This window comes from Streptomyces pseudoechinosporeus (assembly GCF_054783935.1).
The window spans coordinates 743,734-759,224 of the sequence record NZ_BAAGPS010000009.1 but is presented as its reverse complement, the minus strand read 5'-3'; the positions used below and the strand labels follow the sequence as shown (position 1 = coordinate 759,224).

Genomic DNA, 15,491 nt, shown 5'->3' with positions numbered 1-15,491 from the left:
CCGGCTCGCGTTTTCATCCGGTACGCGCGCGTAGCTGACGTTCGTGCGCTACGCGCGCGTGGTTCATGTCAACGGCTTGGTGAGCTTGCGGTTCCCGCCGGGGTCCGCGGACAGGCTGCACGCGACGTTGTCGATGCCGAGCTTGAAGCCGGTGGAGTCCGGATACTGCACCAGGGTGCCGCGCACGGTCCCGGCCGGCTGCTTGACCGCCTTGGCCTGCAGGGGCTTCTCGCACAGGTCCGATGCCGCCTTCTTGAGGGCGGCATCGGTCGAGTAAGTGCCTTCCAGCTCGGTCACCTTCACGACTTCGGCGTCATGCACCGTACGGCACGACCGCTTCGCGGCCTGGCCGGGCCTGCTGTTGTCGACGTTGAAGCAGTCACCGGCCTTCAGCATGTAGTACGGCACTTCGTTGCCCGCGGGAGTGGGGAGCAGTGACTCCAGGTCGGTGGGCAGGCCGCTGGGCAGGTCAGTCGGCAGATCGGGCACGCCGGAGGGCAGCGACGGCAGTTCGCTGGGCAGCTCCGAGGGGATGCTCAGCGACGGCGTGGGCGTACCCCCTGTGGTGTCGCTGCTCTCGGCAGGCGACTGCTTCCCCGATGAGCCGTCGTCGCTGGTGGCCACCAGTACCACCGCGGCGACGGCCCCGATCGCCACGATCACGGCGAGCACGATGAACAGCGCGTTGCGGCGCCCTCCCGGACCGCCGGGTGGGCCAGGGGGCGGTGGTGGCTGCCAGTCCCCGCCGCCCTGCCATGGCGGGCCACCGCCTCCGGGCGGCGGCCCGTAGCCCCCAGGGGGCGTGCCGTAACCCCCGGAAGGCGTGCTGTAACCCTCGGGAGGCGGACCGAAACCTTCGGGCAGCGGGCCGAAGCCGCCGTTGCCCGGAGGCGGCGTGTCGTCCGGCGGCCGGGGAGGCTGGGGCGGTAAGGGCGGCATGGCCATACCGACAAGAGTCGCCTCGAGCCGGTCACCATGCGAGCCCTGCGCGGAACTTGATACGGACTCATGGCATGGATCGCACGATTCCGCTGAATTCCGCGCAGAGCCTCACCCGCGGAGGCGCATCAGCCCCGGGCGCCCAGCAGATGGTCCATGGCCAGCTGGTCCAGGCGCTCGAACGCCATCCCGCGCGCGGCAGCAGCCTCCACGTCGAACTCCTCGAAGGCCGCGCGGTCGGCGAGCAGCGCCTGAAGGCCGTCCGCGGCGGTGGGCTGTGCCAGTTCGTCCAGGCGTGAGGCGCGCAGGGCCTCCTGGACCTCCGGGTCGGCGCGGAAGGCGGCCGAACGCTCCTTCAGGATGAGGTAGTTGCGCATACAGCCGGCGGCCGACGCCCACACGCCGTCGAGGTCCTCGGTGCGCGGGGGCTTGAAGTCGAAGTGCTTCGGCCCGGCGTAACCGGCGCTCTCCAGGAGGTCCACCAGCCAGAACGCCGCCCTCAGATCACCGGCTCCGAAGCGCAGGTCCTGGTCGTACTTGATGCCGGACTGACCGTTGAGGTCGATGTGGAAGAGCTTGCCCGCCCACAGGGCCTGGGCGATGCCGTGCGGGAAGTTCAGCCCGGCCATCTGCTCGTGGCCCACTTCGGGGTTGACGCCGTACAGCTCCGGCCGCTCCAGGCGCTCGATGAACGCCAAGGCGTGGCCGACCGTCGGCAGGAGGATGTCGCCGCGGGGCTCGTTCGGCTTGGGCTCGATCGCGAAGCGCAGATCGTATCCCTGGGAGGTCACGTACTCGCCGAGAAGGTCGAAGGCCTCCTTCATGCGGTCGAGTGCGAGGCGTACGTCCTTGGCGCCGCCGGATTCGGCGCCTTCCCGGCCGCCCCAGGCGACGTAGATCTGGGCACCCAGCTCGACCGCAAGGTCGATGTTGCGGATCGTCTTGCGCAGCGCGTAGCGGCGCACGTCACGGTCGTTGGCGGTGAACGCGCCGTCCTTGAAGACGGGGTGAGTGAACAGGTTCGTGGTGGCCATCGGCACGGTCATGCCGGTCGTGTCGAGCGCCTGACGGAAGCGCTTGATGTGCGACTCGCGCTCGGTGTCCGAGGACCCGAAGGGGATCAGGTCGTCGTCGTGGAAGGTCACTCCGTAGGCACCCAGTTCCGACAGGCGCTGCACCGACTCGACGGGGTCAAGGGCACGCCGGGTGGCATCGCCGAACGGGTCCCTTCCCTGCCAGCCGACGGTCCACAGGCCGAAGGTGAACCTGTCCTCGGGGGTGGGCTGGTAGTTCATGCCGCGGCTCCTTGTTCGCTCCGACTATTTCGTCATGGCGCTTAACAAATTAGTATGCGGAGGCATCTCTGGGAAGAGACGAGGTGTGAAAGCCGGACCGTGTCGGTCCGGGCGCCCGGAAGCAGGCCGTATCCCGCGGAGCCGCGGAAAAGAGGGAGAGAGCCCGATGTCAGCAGCCGAGGGTCCGCTCGTCGTCGGCGTGGACACGTCCACCCAGTCCACTAAAGCACTGGTCGTGGACGCGGCCACCGGAGAGGTGGTGGCGAGCGGACAGGCGCCGCACACCGTCTCCTCCGGGGCGGGCCGGGAGAGTGACCCACGGCAGTGGTGGGACGCGCTGTGTGAGGCCCTGCACCAGTGCGGCGACGCGGCTCACGAGGCCGCGGCGGTGTCCGTGGGCGGCCAGCAGCACGGGCTTGTCACGCTGGACGCCCAGGGCGTTCCGGTGCGCCCTGCCCTGTTGTGGAACGACGTGCGGTCGGCCCCCCAGGCCCGGCGCCTGGTGGAGGAACTGGGCGGCCCGAAGGCCTGGGCCGAGCGCACGGGCAGCGTGCCGGGCCCTTCCTTCACGGTCACCAAGTGGGCGTGGCTGGCCGAGCACGAGCCCGAGGCGGTCCGTGCCACCGCGGCCGTGCGGCTGCCCCACGACTACCTCACCGAGCGCCTCACCGGACTGGGCACGACCGACCGGGGCGATGCCTCCGGTACGGGCTGGTGGGCGTCCGGGACCGAGACGTACGACGAGGAGATCCTCCGCCACGTGGGCCTCGACCCGGCCCTGCTGCCCCGGGTCGTCCGGCCCGGCGAGGTGGTCGGAACCGTGCGCGACAGCGGCGACCTGCCCTTCTCCAAGGGCACGCTGGTCGCCCCGGGCACCGGGGACAACGCCGCCGCCGCACTCGGACTCGGGCTGCGCCCGGGCACCGCGGTGCTCAGCCTCGGCACGTCCGGCACGGTGTACGCGGTGTCGACGCGACGGCCCACCGACCCGACCGGGACCGTGGCGGGCTTCGCCGACGCGCGCGGCGACTGGCTGCCGCTGGCCTGCACCCTCAACTGCACGCTCGCCGTGGACCGCGTCGCCACCCTGCTGGGCATCGACCGCGAGGCCGTCGAGCCGGGCACGAGCGTGACCTTGCTCCCCTACCTGGACGGCGAGCGCACCCCGGACCTGCCGCATGCCTCGGGGCTGCTGCACGGACTGCGCCACGACACGACGCCCGGGCAACTGCTGCAGGCCGCGTACGACGGCGCGGTCCACTCGCTGCTCGGCGCCCTCGACCTGGTGCTCGACGCGGACGCGGACCGCTCGGCTCCGCTGCTGCTCATCGGCGGCGGCTCGCGCGGAACGGCCTGGCAGCAGACCGTACGCCGTCTGTCGGGACGCCCCGTTCAGGTGCCCGAGGCCAAGGAACTGGTCGCGCTCGGCGCCGCCGCGCAGGCCGCGGGCGTACTGACCGGCGAGGACCCGGCGGCGGTGGCCCGGCGTTGGGACACCGCGCGCGGACCGGTGCTCGAGGCGGTGGAGCGGGACGAGGCGGCACTGGCGCGGATCGCCGGGGTACTCTCCGACGCGGCCCCGCTGCTGGAGCGCCAGCCGGATCAGCGCTGACGAGACCCACCTCTGCGGGCGTCGGCCCGCACTGACCAGGACAGCCCTGACAGGGCCGGCCGGACGAGGACTGACGCAGGCATGACCACACCGCTGCACGAGGCCCACCCGAGCAGTCCCGGCCGCCGCCTGCCCGACACCCAGCAGGGCATGCGCCGCCGCAACCTCTCGCGCGTGATGCACACCGTCAGCGCCGAGGGGCCGCTGTCCCGTGCCGCCGTCGCCTCCCGCATCGGGCTGACCCGGGCGGCCGTCTCCACGCTCGTGGACGAGCTGATCCGCTCGGGGCTCCTCGAAGAGCTCGGCCCCGAGCGTCCCGGCCGGGTGGGACGGCCCGGTTCGGCGCTGGCCGTCAGCGGGCATGGTCCCGCCGGGATCGGCGCGGAAGTGGGCGTCGACCACCTCGCCGTGTGCGCGGTGGATCTGCGCGGCGAGGTGCGGGCACGGGCGGTGCGGCACACCGCCAACCGAGGCCGGTCGCCCGAACCGGTGCTGAGAGACCTGACCGCGCTGGTACGCCAGGTCATCGCCGACGCGGACCGGGAAGGCCTCTGGCCCGCGGGTCTCGCCGTCGCCGTGCCCGGACTGGTGGCCCGCGACGCCCGGACCGTGGTACGCGCCCCCAACCTCGACTGGCATGACACGGACCTCGGTGCGCTGCTGCCCGGCGAGCTCCCGCTGACGGTCGACAACGAGGCGAACTTCGGCGGGCTCGCCGAACTCTGGCTCAACGAGGCGGCACCGCGCGACTTCCTGCATGTCTCGGCAGAGATCGGTATTGGTGGAGCGGTGGTCGTGGACGGTCGGCTGCTGCGCGGCAGGCACGGGTTCGCGGGCGAGTTGGGGCATGTGCCGGTACGTCCCGATGGGCCGGCCTGTGCGTGCGGCGGGCGGGGCTGTCTCGAGCAGTACGCGGGTGAGGAGGCCGTACTGCGCGTGGCCGGCCTGGAACCGGGCGAGGACCGCGTCGGACTGCTGGCCGAGCGAGCCGCGCAGGATGACCAGGACGTACGGCGGGCTCTGCACGACGCCGGAACCGCGCTGGGCATCGCGCTGACCGGAGCGGTCAATCTGCTGGACCCTGAAGCCGTGGTGCTGGGCGGGGCGCTGTCCGAGCTCGCGCCGTGGCTGCTGCCGTCGCTGGAACGGGAGTTGGCGCGGCGCACGGCCGGTCCGGCGTGCGCGGTGGCCGTCTCGCGGCTCGGGTCCGAGGGTCCGCTGCTGGGCGCCGCGCACTCGGTGGTACGGGCTGTGCTCGATGATCCGGCGGCGGTGGGGAGCGGGGCGTAGGCCTGGGCTCGCCTGCCCGTGTGGAGTCTCTCCGGCCCCTCCCCCGGCCGTGCCTCCTGTCCCAATCACCCTTGTGAGTGACCGAGTTATCCACAATGCCCGTGTTGTCCACGGATCTGGCCGGACCGCTTCCTCCTCAACCGGCAAGCGCCGTACCGTAATTCACGCGAGGCGCCGCTGTCAGGGCGACGGAGACTTGTCCATGGACCGTGTTGTCCAGGACTGGGGATCGGGGGATTCACATGTCAGGAGTAGTACTGCTGCGGTGCCGGAACGGGTCGGAGGCGGGCGGATTTCCGTGCGTGGCCAAGCTCCGCAAAGAGCGGCTGTCAGAACGCGAGATACCTCGCGGGCTGCACGCTCGGCTGCGCGAAACGACTCACCACCACTAACCACCGAAAGGCAGTTCTCCTTTGAACCGTCCCGGCTTCCTGCCCACGTCACTTCCCAGCAGGCGGCGCATCCTGCAGACAGCCGCCCTCGCCACACTCTCCACCGCGTTACTGCCCAGCACACGGGCCGGCGCCAGGACCCCGGCGTTCGACTACTCGCTCGCCGAATGGGTCCCGGCGAGCCTCTCCAACTACACGGTCTCCGACCGTCCGAGGAGCCATCCCATCGACTTCGTGATCATTCATGTGGCGCAGGCGACCTACGCGAACACTCTGCGCATCTTCCAGAACCGGGAGAAGAACGTGTCCGCGCACTACGTCGTGCGGTCGGCCGACGGCAATGTCGCGCAGATAGTGCGGGAGCGCGACACCGCCTGGCACGCGGGCAACTGGGACTACAACACACGCAGCATCGGTATCGAGCACGAAGGGTGGGTGGACAAACCCGCGTACTTCACCGACCGCATGTACGAGGGGTCGGCGAGGCTGACCGCGGCGATCTGCACCAAGTACGGCATCCCCAAGGACCGCTCGCACATCATCGCGCACTATGAGGTGCCGGGCTCGGACCACACCGATCCGGGGCCGCACTGGGACTGGACACGGTATATGAGGCTGGTCAACTCCGCCTGATGGACGGGCCGTTGAGGGGCGGAAGGCAGCGGGGCCCAGGGCGAGCTCATACCGAGCCCGTACCGAGCATGGTCGGGACGCTTGTCCACGCTCGTCACCGGAGTGACGATGTCCCCAGCCGCATTGCCTTCCGGGGAGGCCGAGTTGTCCGATCCATGGGTGGCCCTGGAGCCGGGGTCCGATCCCGTCGAGAGGGTGCGGGTGCTGCGCCGCGCCCACGAGACGTTCACGGAAGCGGGCACGGTGACGCGGCCGGTGCGTTCCGTGGTGGCGGATTCGTGGCGTCGCTCGGCGCGGGCAGGGGTGGGCCCTGACGGCACCGCGCGCGTGGAGCTCACGGACGGTGACCTGGGCTCCTACCGTGCGGAGCACCCGTTGGCCCGGGTGATGCCGCTGTTCCGTGAACTCATGGGCACGTTCGCGTCGGACGGCGAGCATCTCCTCGCGGTGTGCGACGCGCAGGGCAGGCTGCTGTGGGTCGAGGGCCACGCGGGGACCCGGCAGAAGGCCGACGGGATGAACTTCGTACCGGGAGCGCGCTGGGCGGAGTCGGCGGTCGGTACGAACGCTCCGGGTACGGCGGTCGCTCTCGACCGGCCGGTGCAGGTCTTCGCGGCCGAGCACTTCATCCGGCGTGTGCAGCCGTGGACGTGCGCGGCGGCTCCCGTGCACGATCCGCGCACGGGACGGCTGTTGGGCGCGGTCGACATCACGGGCGGGAACGGGCTCGCGCATCCGCACAGCCTGGGTTTCGTGCAGGCCGTGGCACGAGCGGCGGAGTCCCAACTGGCGCTGCTGGCACCGGCCCCGACCACCACCGACGCGCTCGAGCTGACCGCGCTGGGCCGTGATGAGGCGCTGCTCATGGCGGGCGGCCGCACGCTGCGCCTGAGCCGCAGGCACAGCGAGATCGTGGTGCTCCTGTCCAGGCACCCCGAGGGGCTGACCGGCGACGAGCTGCTGTGTGCGCTGTACGAGGACGAGTCGGTGACGCCAGTGACGTTGCGTGCGGAGCTGGCCAGGTTGCGGCGGCTCCTCGGCGCGGGGCTGCTCGGCTCGCGGCCGTACCGGCTGACGGTTCCGGTGGAGTGCGATGTCGAGGTCGTGGAGCGCGGGCTCAGCGCTGGGGCGGTCACGGCTGCGGCGAGGGCGTACGTGGGTCCGCTGCTGCCCGGTTCGCAGGCGCCGGAGGTGGTGCGGCTGCGCCGAAGGCTCGCCGACGGGCTGCGCGCGGCGCTCGTGGCCCGCCGCGACCCGGACCTGCTGGCGGACTGGGCGCACGCACCGTGGGGCGAGGACGATCTCGACGTATGGCGGACGCTCGCCGCGATACGCCCGACGGCGCCCGTACGGGCTCGGCTGAAGGAGCTGGAGGCCGAGCAGTCGGCACCGCGCGGGTGGCCGGGACACTGACGGCCCTCATCCGCCGCCACGGCCTCGCCTTCGCCGGCACCGCGCCCGCTCCCCCGCCGTACTCGCGCAACGTACCTGCAACCTCTCCCCTCCTACGCTCGCGCCGAGAGCCGCCCAACGGCGGGCGGTCCTTCCCCGGGAGGCAGAACAGCATGACCCGTTACGCAGCGCCCGGCACCGACGGCGCGATCGTCTCCTACCAGGCACGGTACGACCACTTCATCGGCGGCGAGTACGTGCCGCCGGCCCGCGGGCAGTACTTCGAGAACCCGAGCCCGGTGAACGGGCAGCCGTTCACGGAGATCGCGCGGGGCACGGCGGAGGACGTGGAGCGCGCGCTCGACGCGGCACACGCGGCCGCCCCCGCCTGGGGCAGCACGTCGGTGACCGCACGTGCCGACATCCTCCTCAAGGTCGCCGACCGGATGGAGGCGAATCTGGAAAAGCTGGCGGTCGCCGAGAGCTGGGAGAACGGCAAGCCTGTCCGCGAGACGCTGGCCGCCGACATCCCTCTCGCCATCGATCACTTCCGCTACTTCGCGGGGGCGATCCGTGCCCAGGAAGGGTCGCTCGGCGAGCTCGACGACGACACGGTGGCGTACCACTTCCATGAGCCGCTGGGTGTCGTGGCGCAGATCATCCCGTGGAACTTCCCGATCCTGATGGCGGTGTGGAAGCTGGCCCCGGCGCTCGCCGCGGGCAACACGGTCGTCATCAAGCCCGCCGAGCAGACTCCGGCGTCCATCCACTACTGGATGAGCCTGATCGCGGATCTGCTGCCGCCGGGCGTCGTGAACATCGTCAACGGGTTCGGGGTCGAGGCGGGCAAGCCGCTCGCGTCCAGCCCGCGCGTTGCGAAGGTCGCCTTCACCGGGGAGACCACGACGGGGCGGCTGATCATGCAGTACGCCTCCGAGAACATCAAACCGGTCACGCTCGAACTCGGCGGCAAGTCCCCGAACATCTTCTTCGACGACGTATGGGCGCGGGACGACGACTTCCGGGACAAGGCCCTCGAAGGCTTCACGATGTTCGCGCTCAACCAGGGCGAGGTGTGCACGTGTCCGTCCCGGGCGCTCGTGCAGCAGGGCCACTACAGCGAGTTCCTCGACGCGGCGGTCGCCCGCACCGAGCAGATCAAGCCCGGTCACCCGCTCGACACCGAGACGATGATCGGCGCCCAGGCCTCCAACGACCAGTTGGAGAAGATCCTCTCCTACCTGGACATCGGCCAGCAGGAGGGCGCCAAGGTTCTGACGGGCGGTCATCGCATCGAGTACGACGGTGAGTTGGCGGGCGGCTACTACGTCCAGCCGACGATCTTCCAGGGCGACAACCGGATGCGGATCTTCCAGGAGGAGATCTTCGGCCCGGTCGTCTCGGTGACGTCGTTCGCCGACTTCGACGACGCCATCAAGATCGCCAACGACACGCTGTACGGGCTCGGGGCCGGCGTATGGACGCGGGACATCAACACGGCGTACCGCGCGGGCCGTTCGATCCAGGCGGGCCGAGTATGGACGAACTGCTACCACGCGTACCCGGCACACGCGGCGTTCGGCGGCTACAAGCAGTCCGGCATCGGCCGCGAGACACACAAGATGATGCTGGAGCACTACCAGCAGACGAAGAACCTCCTGGTGTCGTATTCGCCGAAGAAGCTGGGCTTCTTCTAGGCACAGAAAAAGGGCGCCTGACCAGGACGTATGCCCGCCAGGCGCCCTTCTGGGCGCACTCCTATGCCGCGAGTCGAAACGCGGCCTCACTCCCGATATCTCCCACCCCTGTTCCAGCTCTGACCAGCAGTTCCGAGGCATTTCCGGGCCAGGGACCCTAAGACACCCTCCGGGTTATCTGTCCGGGCCTCCCACCGCTGCATGCAACACCATTGCACACAGCGGGACGCCATCGATCGTTTCATGGCCGCAGCAAGCCGGTCGCCGCCCCCATTACCGTTTCCCTCGACCCGCAACGGGGTTCCCGGCCTCCGGGACCGGCATGACTTTGCCCCCCTGCCATTGATGATCTGGGGGTTGATGTCACCGGGCCCAGAGGCACTGGTAGACCGCTGATTGGGGGCATAACCACCGGCTCCCCTCGGGGAGGTTGGGAGGCTCTTCGTCATGTGGATGCCGCCGGCTGGGACGTGACTCACCGAGCGACGGAACGGTCCCCCTTGTGCGCAGGACTGGACCAATGCCGCACAGTCCCCCATGATGACGGTGCCATGACAATGCATGCCTCAGGGTGGTGACCGTGCGCGGATCCTTCATCAAGGCCATGGCCACACTGGCCGCCGTACTCCTCCTGGTGGCCCTGGCACCCATTGCCGAGGCAGCAGTCGGGCGAGAGCCCGCCCCCGAGGCCGGCGCCCGACCTGAGATCGCCGCGACCGCGGCGGACTGGACGCCGCCGCTCAGCACGCGGGGTCGTTGGATCGTCGACGCGGACGGCGACCGCTTCAAGCTGCGGTCCGGCAACTGGCACGGAGCCAGTGGCACTTGGAACGGTTCAGGAAGCGCGGACGAGGACGCCAACCACCACGCGGGCGAGAACTCCGGCCGGATACCGCTCGGCCTGGACCGTGCCCCCATGGCCGAGATCATCGCCGGTTTCCGGGAGATCGGGATCAACAGCATCCGGCTGCCCTTCTCCAACGAGATGATCCACGACAGCCGTCCCGTCACGGACGATTCCGTGGCCGCCAATCCCTCCCTGCGCGGCAGGTCCCCGCTACAGGTGTACGACGTTGTGGTACGGGAACTCACCGCCGCCGGGCTCGCGGTGATCCTCAACAACCACACCAACACCACCCGCTGGTGCTGCGGAGTCGACGGCAACGAACGCTGGAACGCGAGCCAGTCCGCCGAGACCTGGGAGAACGACTGGCTCTTCATGGCCCGCCGCTACCGGGACAACCAGCGCGTCGTCGGCGCCGACCTCTACAACGAGGTGCGCCGCAATGTCTGGGACGACCCCAACTGGGGGCTCGGTGACCACCACGACTGGTTCGCCGCCTCGCAGCGCGTCGGTGACCGCATCCTGACGGAGGCCGACCCCGATCTCCTGATCATCGTGGAGGGCATCAACTGGACCGGCATCCCCGTCGACGGACTCCCCCACGAACGCCCCACCCTGGAGCCCGTACGCCGCCTCTCGCACACGCTTGTCGACTCCGGCAAGCTCGTGTACTCCGCTCACTTCTACGACTACACAGGCCCGAACCACAGCGGCGCCACCGGAACCGGCGAGACCACCGACCCCCGCTACCGCGACCTGGCTCCCACCGAACTGGTCGACGTACTGAACCGCCAGGCGTTCTTCGTCACCGCCGAACAGGACCGGCACTTCACCGCCCCCGTCTGGATCAGCGAGTTCGGCATCGGAGGCCGTGACGAGACCGGCCAGAAGCAGCGCGCCTGGTTCGAGAACTTCGTCGACCATCTGATCCGTACCGACGCCGACTTCGCGTACTGGCCGCTCGTCGGCTGGCACGAGAACCGCACCGGCAACGGCTGGGCCCTTCTGCACTGGGACGCCGGGGGCCGCCGCATGGGCCTCTACGACGGCGACGACTGGCGGGCCGCTGCCTGGACCCGGCTCATCCAGGCCCAGGGTCGCACCGGCCCGGTGGAGCCCGTGGCGGACTGGTCGATGCTCAGCCCCGATCACGGCGACTTCGTCCAGTCGCGGCGGATACGGGCCCTGCCCGACTGGGACTCCGGCGCCCGCAAGGCTGTGTGCCCCGACGGCCAGCGGCTGCTCGGCCTCAGCCACACCGGCAATCGGGGCCTGTGCTCAGACGTGTCCGTCGGCCCCTTGTGGGACCCGGCCGGCGGACATGTGGTGGTCGTCGACGACCGGTACGTCAGGCCGGGCCACGACTGGGCGTCCGGATACACCAAACTCCAGTGCGCCGACGGCCACTTCCTGACCGGCTACAGCGTCCGCGGCTCCGCCGTCTCCGCCGCCCTGTGCGCGGCCGCTCCGGCCGACGGGCTCGGCACGGGCGGCCGTACCGTCTGGTTCGACCGCGGCGACAACAGGGGCTCGGCCGCCAAGGGCGGCGACTTCGCGCAGGGCCACTACAAGGGCCAGTGCGCGGACGACGAGTACGCGGCCGGGATCGCGTACACGGGCCGGGTGGGCTCAGCACGGACTCCGGACGCGCTGTACTGCCGAAAACTGCGCTGACCTGCTGCGTCATTAGGGTCATCGTGCCGGGCTCCCCGAGCGGTTCGGGGCGCCGCCGGGTCCTACGGTCCCCGGTCGGCTCGTCTCGTCCCGTACCCGCCGCCCGACAGGGTCCGCAGCGCCGAGGTCACGGCATCGGCCATCGCCCGCCGCGCCACGGTGAGGGCCGGGCGGGGGTCGACCGCCGCGGGTGCCGCGGCGAGTGCGTCGCGGACCGCGCCGGTGAAGGCGACATTCAGTGCCGTACCGATGTTGATCTTGACCATGCCGGCCGCCACCGCCTGCCGGAGCTCTGCGTCGGGCACGCCCGTCGCGCCGTGCAGGACCAGCGGCACGGGGACCGCCTTGGCGAGGCGGGCGATGAGGCCGTGGTCCAGCCGGGAGGTGCGTGTGGTCATCGCGTGGGAGCTGCCGACCGCGACGGCCAGTGCGTCGACCCCGGTGGCGGACACGAAGTCGCGCGCCTGATCGGGGTCCGTACGTGCCGAGGGGGCGTGCACTCCGTCCTTGCCGCCGATCTCGCCGAGTTCCGCCTCCACCCACAGGCCCTGAGCGTGTGCCCACCGCGCCGCGGCGCGCGTGGCGGCGACGTTCTCGGCGTGCGGCAGCGCGGACGCGTCGAACATGACGGATCCGAAACCGCAGTCCGCGGCGCGGTGCAGCAGCGCTTCGTCGGTGACGTGGTCGAGGTGCAGCGCCACTGGGACGGCGGCCGCCTCGGCGAGCGCGGCGGTGGCGCGGGCTATCGGGGCGAGCCGGCTGCCGTGGAACCGTACGGCGTTCTCGCTGATCTGGCAGATGACCGGGCAGCCCACGGCTTCCGCCCCGGTGACCACGGCCTCGGCGTGCTCCAGGGTGATCACGTTGAACGCGCCGACGGCCCGTCTGTCGCGGCACGCGGAGCTCACCACGTCGGCGGTGGGAGTCAGCGGCACGGACGACCTCCGATCGTGGCGTGTGGGGGCCGCGACAGCGGCATGGACTTATGGAGAGTGCAGGGTTTTGCTCGTTTGGCGACCATAAAACACCCAATCAAGCACTGTGATTTCATGGAGGTGCGCACATCGTGGCGCACACCATCGACAGGGAGTTGTGAGACATGGCGGGACCGCAGGCCCGGTGGAGCGCGCTGCTGGAGATGCTGACGCGCGACGGGCGGATCGAAGTCGAGGCGGCTGCCGAGGAGTTGGGGGTCTCCGCCGCGACGATCAGGCGAGACCTCGACGAGCTGGCCCGCCAGCAGATGGTCACCCGCACGCACGGCGGAGCCGCGCTCAACGCCATCGCCTACGACCTGCCACTGCGCTACAAGGCCGCGCGCAACGCTCCGGAGAAGGAGCGGATCGCGCACGCGGCCGCCGGGCTGGTGAAGGCCGGCGCCGTGGTGGGGTTGAACGGCGGCACCACGACCACCGAGGTGGCGCGGGCACTGGCCACCCGCGCCGACCTGAGTTCCGGCGGCGCGGAGACGGCGGTCACCGTGGTGACCAACGCCCTGAACATCGCCAACGAGCTGGTCGTGCGGCGCCACGTCAAGCTCGTAGTGACCGGTGGAGTGGCCCGGCCGGCGTCCTATGAGCTGATCGGGCCGCTGGCCACCGAACTGCTCGCGGAGATCGCACTGGACCAGGTCTTCATCGGGGTGGATGCCATCGATGTGGCCCACGGGGCGACCGCCCACCACGAGGGCGAGGCCAGCATCAACCGGGCGCTGGCCCGCCGCGCGCAGCGGGTCGTCGCGGTCGCCGACTCCTCCAAGCTGGACCGGCAGGCCTTCGCCCGCATCTGCCCGGTGGAGGAGATCGACGTCCTGGTGACCGACAAGGCCGCCTCGGACGAGCTGACCAAGTCGTTCGTGGCGGCCGGTGTGGAGGTCATCCGCGCCTGACACCGCACGCCGCTCCCGTGCCGGCCCCGGCCGCGATGCGCATCCCGTCGTCATCCCCGAACGCCGCCCGCGGTCAGGCCGGAGACGAGGTGGCGCTCCACGAAGACGAACAGCACCACCACGGGCACGATCGAGACGAGCGAAGTGGCGAACAGGTACTGCCACTGCTCGTGGTACGAGGTGACGAAGCCGGGAATCGCCCTGGTCAGGGTCATCCGGTTGCTGGACGAGGTGATGGTGAGCGCCACCACGTACTCGTTCCACGCGGCGATGAAGGTGTAGACGAGCGCGGTCACCACACCGGGCATCGCGAGCGGCAGTACGACACGGGTGAGGGCGCCGAACCGCCCGGTGCCGTCGAGCCAGGCCGCCTCCTCCAGTTCCCGGGGGATGCTGGCGAAGTACGCGTTGAGGATCCACACGCAGAACGGCAGGTTGAACGCGGCGTTCACCAGGATGAGGCCCTCGGCGGTGTCGGTCAGGTCGAGGCTGACCATCTCCCGGTAGATGCCGACCAGCAGTGCGGTCGGCGCGAACATCTGAGTGACGAGTACGAGCAGCAGGAAGACGCCGCGCCCGCGGAAACTGTGCCGGGCGGTGTAGTACGCGGCGGGCAGCCCGACGGCCAGGGCGAGCAGCGTCGCCGCCCCGGCGACGTACAGCGAGAAGACCAGCGCGTCCGCGACGCGCGGGTCGGTGAGCGACCAGATGTGCGTGAAGTTCGACCACTCCCATCGGGAGGGCAGATAGGACGGCGGGGACTTCATCAGTTCGGGCGTCGGTTTGAGCGCCGTCAGCAGCATTTCCGCGTAGGGCGCGAGAAACGCCAGCGCCACCAGCCATCCGACGGCGGTGAGCAGGACGGTGCGCAGCTTCATCGGTCTTGGCCGCCTCCTGCGCGGCGCGGCTTTGCGGGGGATGACGGTGGTCCTGCTCACGCGGTGTCCTCCTGTCGGCGGACGACGCGCAGATAGACCAGCACCACAGCCAGGATCAGCCCGAAATTGACGACGGCCATGGCGGCCGACTCCCCCACCGACTGGTTGTCGAAGGCGAGTTTGTACAGGTAGGTGGTGGTCGTGTCGGTGGCGAACCCGGGGCCGCCGCGCGTCATGGCCCAGATGATGGGGAACGAGTTGAACACGTTGATGACGTTGATGATCGCGGCGACCACCAGCGAGGGCCGCAGCAGCGGCAGGGTGATGCCCAGGTAACCGCGGACCGGGCCGGCGCCGTCCACCCGCGCCGCCTCGTACACCTCGGCGGGGATGCTCTGCAGACCGGCCAGCAGGACGAACGAGGTGAACGGCAGCGAGACGAACACCGCCACGCCCATCATCGCGGCGAGGGCCGACCCCGGATTGGCCAGCCAGTTGACGGGCGCGTCCAGCACACCGAGGTCCATGAGCAGCCGGTTGACCACGCCGTAGAAGTTGTTGAGCATCCAGCGCCAGATGAGGGCCGTCATCAGCACGGACGAGGCCCAGGGCACGATCAGCGCCCACCGCACCAGCCTGCGCCCGGGGAACCGGGAGTTCAGCAGCCCGGCCAGGCCGAGAGAGAGCACGAGCGTGACGGTGACGACTCCGACGACCCACACGAGGGTGCGCAGCAGTACTCCGGGCAGGTCGCCCTCGGCGAACAGGTCGGTGTAGTTGCGGACGCCGGCGAACCCCTGGGACTGTCCGGTGGAGCTCACCCGTGTCAGGGACGTACGGATCATCTCGATGACCGGCCAGACGACCATGGTCAGGATGAGGAGGGTCGCGGGACCGAGCCACAACACGGGCTCCAGCACGCGCCAAGTCCTGCGACGGCGGCGCGGCGAGGGTGGC

The 15,491-nt window shown here is 70.3% G+C and carries 12 protein-coding genes; 7 read left to right on the top strand and 5 right to left on the bottom strand.

Features of this window, described 5'->3' with window-relative positions; all coding sequences use genetic code 11:
- Nucleotides 1-63: 63 nt before the first annotated feature.
- Together ACYVO6_RS14795 and xylA are read right to left on the bottom strand one after the other, a co-directional pair.
- A complete protein-coding gene (locus ACYVO6_RS14795) occupies nucleotides 64-945 on the bottom strand; it encodes a hypothetical protein (protein WP_461061207.1) in 882 nt (293 codons plus the stop codon).
- Between the two features lie 122 nt (nucleotides 946-1,067).
- Nucleotides 1,068-2,234: a xylose isomerase gene (gene xylA, locus ACYVO6_RS14790; RefSeq protein ID WP_189322633.1), complete on the bottom strand. Its 1,167-nt coding sequence runs from the start codon at nucleotides 2,232-2,234 to the stop codon at nucleotides 1,068-1,070.
- 166 nt (nucleotides 2,235-2,400) lie between these two features.
- Between xylA and xylB the strand changes: the two genes are divergently transcribed.
- From xylB to ACYVO6_RS14760, 6 genes are all read left to right on the top strand, one after another.
- Nucleotides 2,401-3,846: a xylulokinase gene (xylB, locus tag ACYVO6_RS14785; RefSeq protein WP_461061205.1), complete on the top strand. Its 1,446-nt coding sequence runs from the start codon at nucleotides 2,401-2,403 to the stop codon at nucleotides 3,844-3,846.
- A gap of 81 nt (nucleotides 3,847-3,927) precedes the next feature.
- Nucleotides 3,928-5,136 carry an ROK family protein gene (locus ACYVO6_RS14780; RefSeq protein WP_461061203.1) on the top strand — a complete coding sequence of 403 codons (1,209 nt, stop codon included), beginning with the start codon at nucleotides 3,928-3,930 and terminating at the stop codon, nucleotides 5,134-5,136.
- Nucleotides 5,137-5,549: 413 nt separating this feature from the next.
- Complete coding sequence (locus ACYVO6_RS14775) at nucleotides 5,550-6,161, top strand: N-acetylmuramoyl-L-alanine amidase (protein WP_461061201.1); 612 nt, start codon at nucleotides 5,550-5,552, stop codon at nucleotides 6,159-6,161.
- 108 nt (nucleotides 6,162-6,269) lie between these two features.
- Complete coding sequence (locus tag ACYVO6_RS14770; protein ID WP_461061199.1) at nucleotides 6,270-7,574, top strand: GAF domain-containing protein; 1,305 nt, start codon at nucleotides 6,270-6,272, stop codon at nucleotides 7,572-7,574.
- A gap of 152 nt (nucleotides 7,575-7,726) precedes the next feature.
- Nucleotides 7,727-9,250, top strand: coding sequence for an acetaldehyde dehydrogenase ExaC (exaC, locus tag ACYVO6_RS14765; RefSeq protein WP_461061197.1), 1,524 nt, complete (start codon nucleotides 7,727-7,729; stop codon nucleotides 9,248-9,250).
- A 604-nt stretch (nucleotides 9,251-9,854) separates the two neighbouring features.
- Entirely contained in the window at nucleotides 9,855-11,768 is a 1,914-nt protein-coding gene (locus ACYVO6_RS14760) for a glycoside hydrolase family 5 protein (protein WP_461061403.1), read from the top strand.
- A gap of 62 nt (nucleotides 11,769-11,830) precedes the next feature.
- Here ACYVO6_RS14760 and ACYVO6_RS14755 read toward each other — a convergent pair whose 3' ends face one another.
- On the bottom strand, nucleotides 11,831-12,703 hold the full coding sequence (locus tag ACYVO6_RS14755; RefSeq protein WP_461061195.1) for a class II fructose-bisphosphate aldolase: 873 nt from the start codon (nucleotides 12,701-12,703) through the stop codon (nucleotides 11,831-11,833).
- A 164-nt stretch (nucleotides 12,704-12,867) separates the two neighbouring features.
- On the opposite strand from ACYVO6_RS14755, the gene ACYVO6_RS14750 reads away from it, so the two are divergent.
- Nucleotides 12,868-13,656 (top strand): DeoR/GlpR family DNA-binding transcription regulator, encoded by a 789-nt coding sequence (locus tag ACYVO6_RS14750; protein ID WP_461061193.1) that lies wholly within the window; start codon nucleotides 12,868-12,870, stop codon nucleotides 13,654-13,656.
- A 50-nt stretch (nucleotides 13,657-13,706) separates the two neighbouring features.
- Here ACYVO6_RS14750 and ACYVO6_RS14745 read toward each other — a convergent pair whose 3' ends face one another.
- Entirely contained in the window at nucleotides 13,707-14,594 is an 888-nt protein-coding gene (locus ACYVO6_RS14745) for a carbohydrate ABC transporter permease (protein ID WP_461061191.1), read from the bottom strand.
- The coding region (locus tag ACYVO6_RS14740; protein ID WP_461061189.1) for a carbohydrate ABC transporter permease at nucleotides 14,591-15,491 on the bottom strand (901 nt) is incomplete at its 5' end. The genes ACYVO6_RS14745 and ACYVO6_RS14740, both read right to left, overlap by 4 nt.

What these genes read in the sequence shown, in the direction of transcription:
- exaC (WP_461061197.1), top strand. Translation starts at nt 7,727, where the DNA reads ATGACCCGTTACGCAGCGCCCGGCACCGACGGCGCGATCGTCTCCTAC.
- ACYVO6_RS14760 (WP_461061403.1), top strand. Translation starts at nt 9,855, where the DNA reads ATGGCCACACTGGCCGCCGTACTCCTCCTGGTGGCCCTGGCACCCATT.
- ACYVO6_RS14795 (WP_461061207.1), bottom strand. Translation starts at nt 945, where the DNA reads ATGGCCATGCCGCCCTTACCGCCCCAGCCTCCCCGGCCGCCGGACGAC.
- ACYVO6_RS14780 (WP_461061203.1), top strand. Translation starts at nt 3,928, where the DNA reads ATGACCACACCGCTGCACGAGGCCCACCCGAGCAGTCCCGGCCGCCGC.
- ACYVO6_RS14750 (WP_461061193.1), top strand. Translation starts at nt 12,868, where the DNA reads ATGGCGGGACCGCAGGCCCGGTGGAGCGCGCTGCTGGAGATGCTGACG.
- xylB (WP_461061205.1), top strand. Translation starts at nt 2,401, where the DNA reads ATGTCAGCAGCCGAGGGTCCGCTCGTCGTCGGCGTGGACACGTCCACC.
- ACYVO6_RS14770 (WP_461061199.1), top strand. Translation starts at nt 6,270, where the DNA reads ATGTCCCCAGCCGCATTGCCTTCCGGGGAGGCCGAGTTGTCCGATCCA.
- xylA (WP_189322633.1), bottom strand. Translation starts at nt 2,234, where the DNA reads ATGAACTACCAGCCCACCCCCGAGGACAGGTTCACCTTCGGCCTGTGG.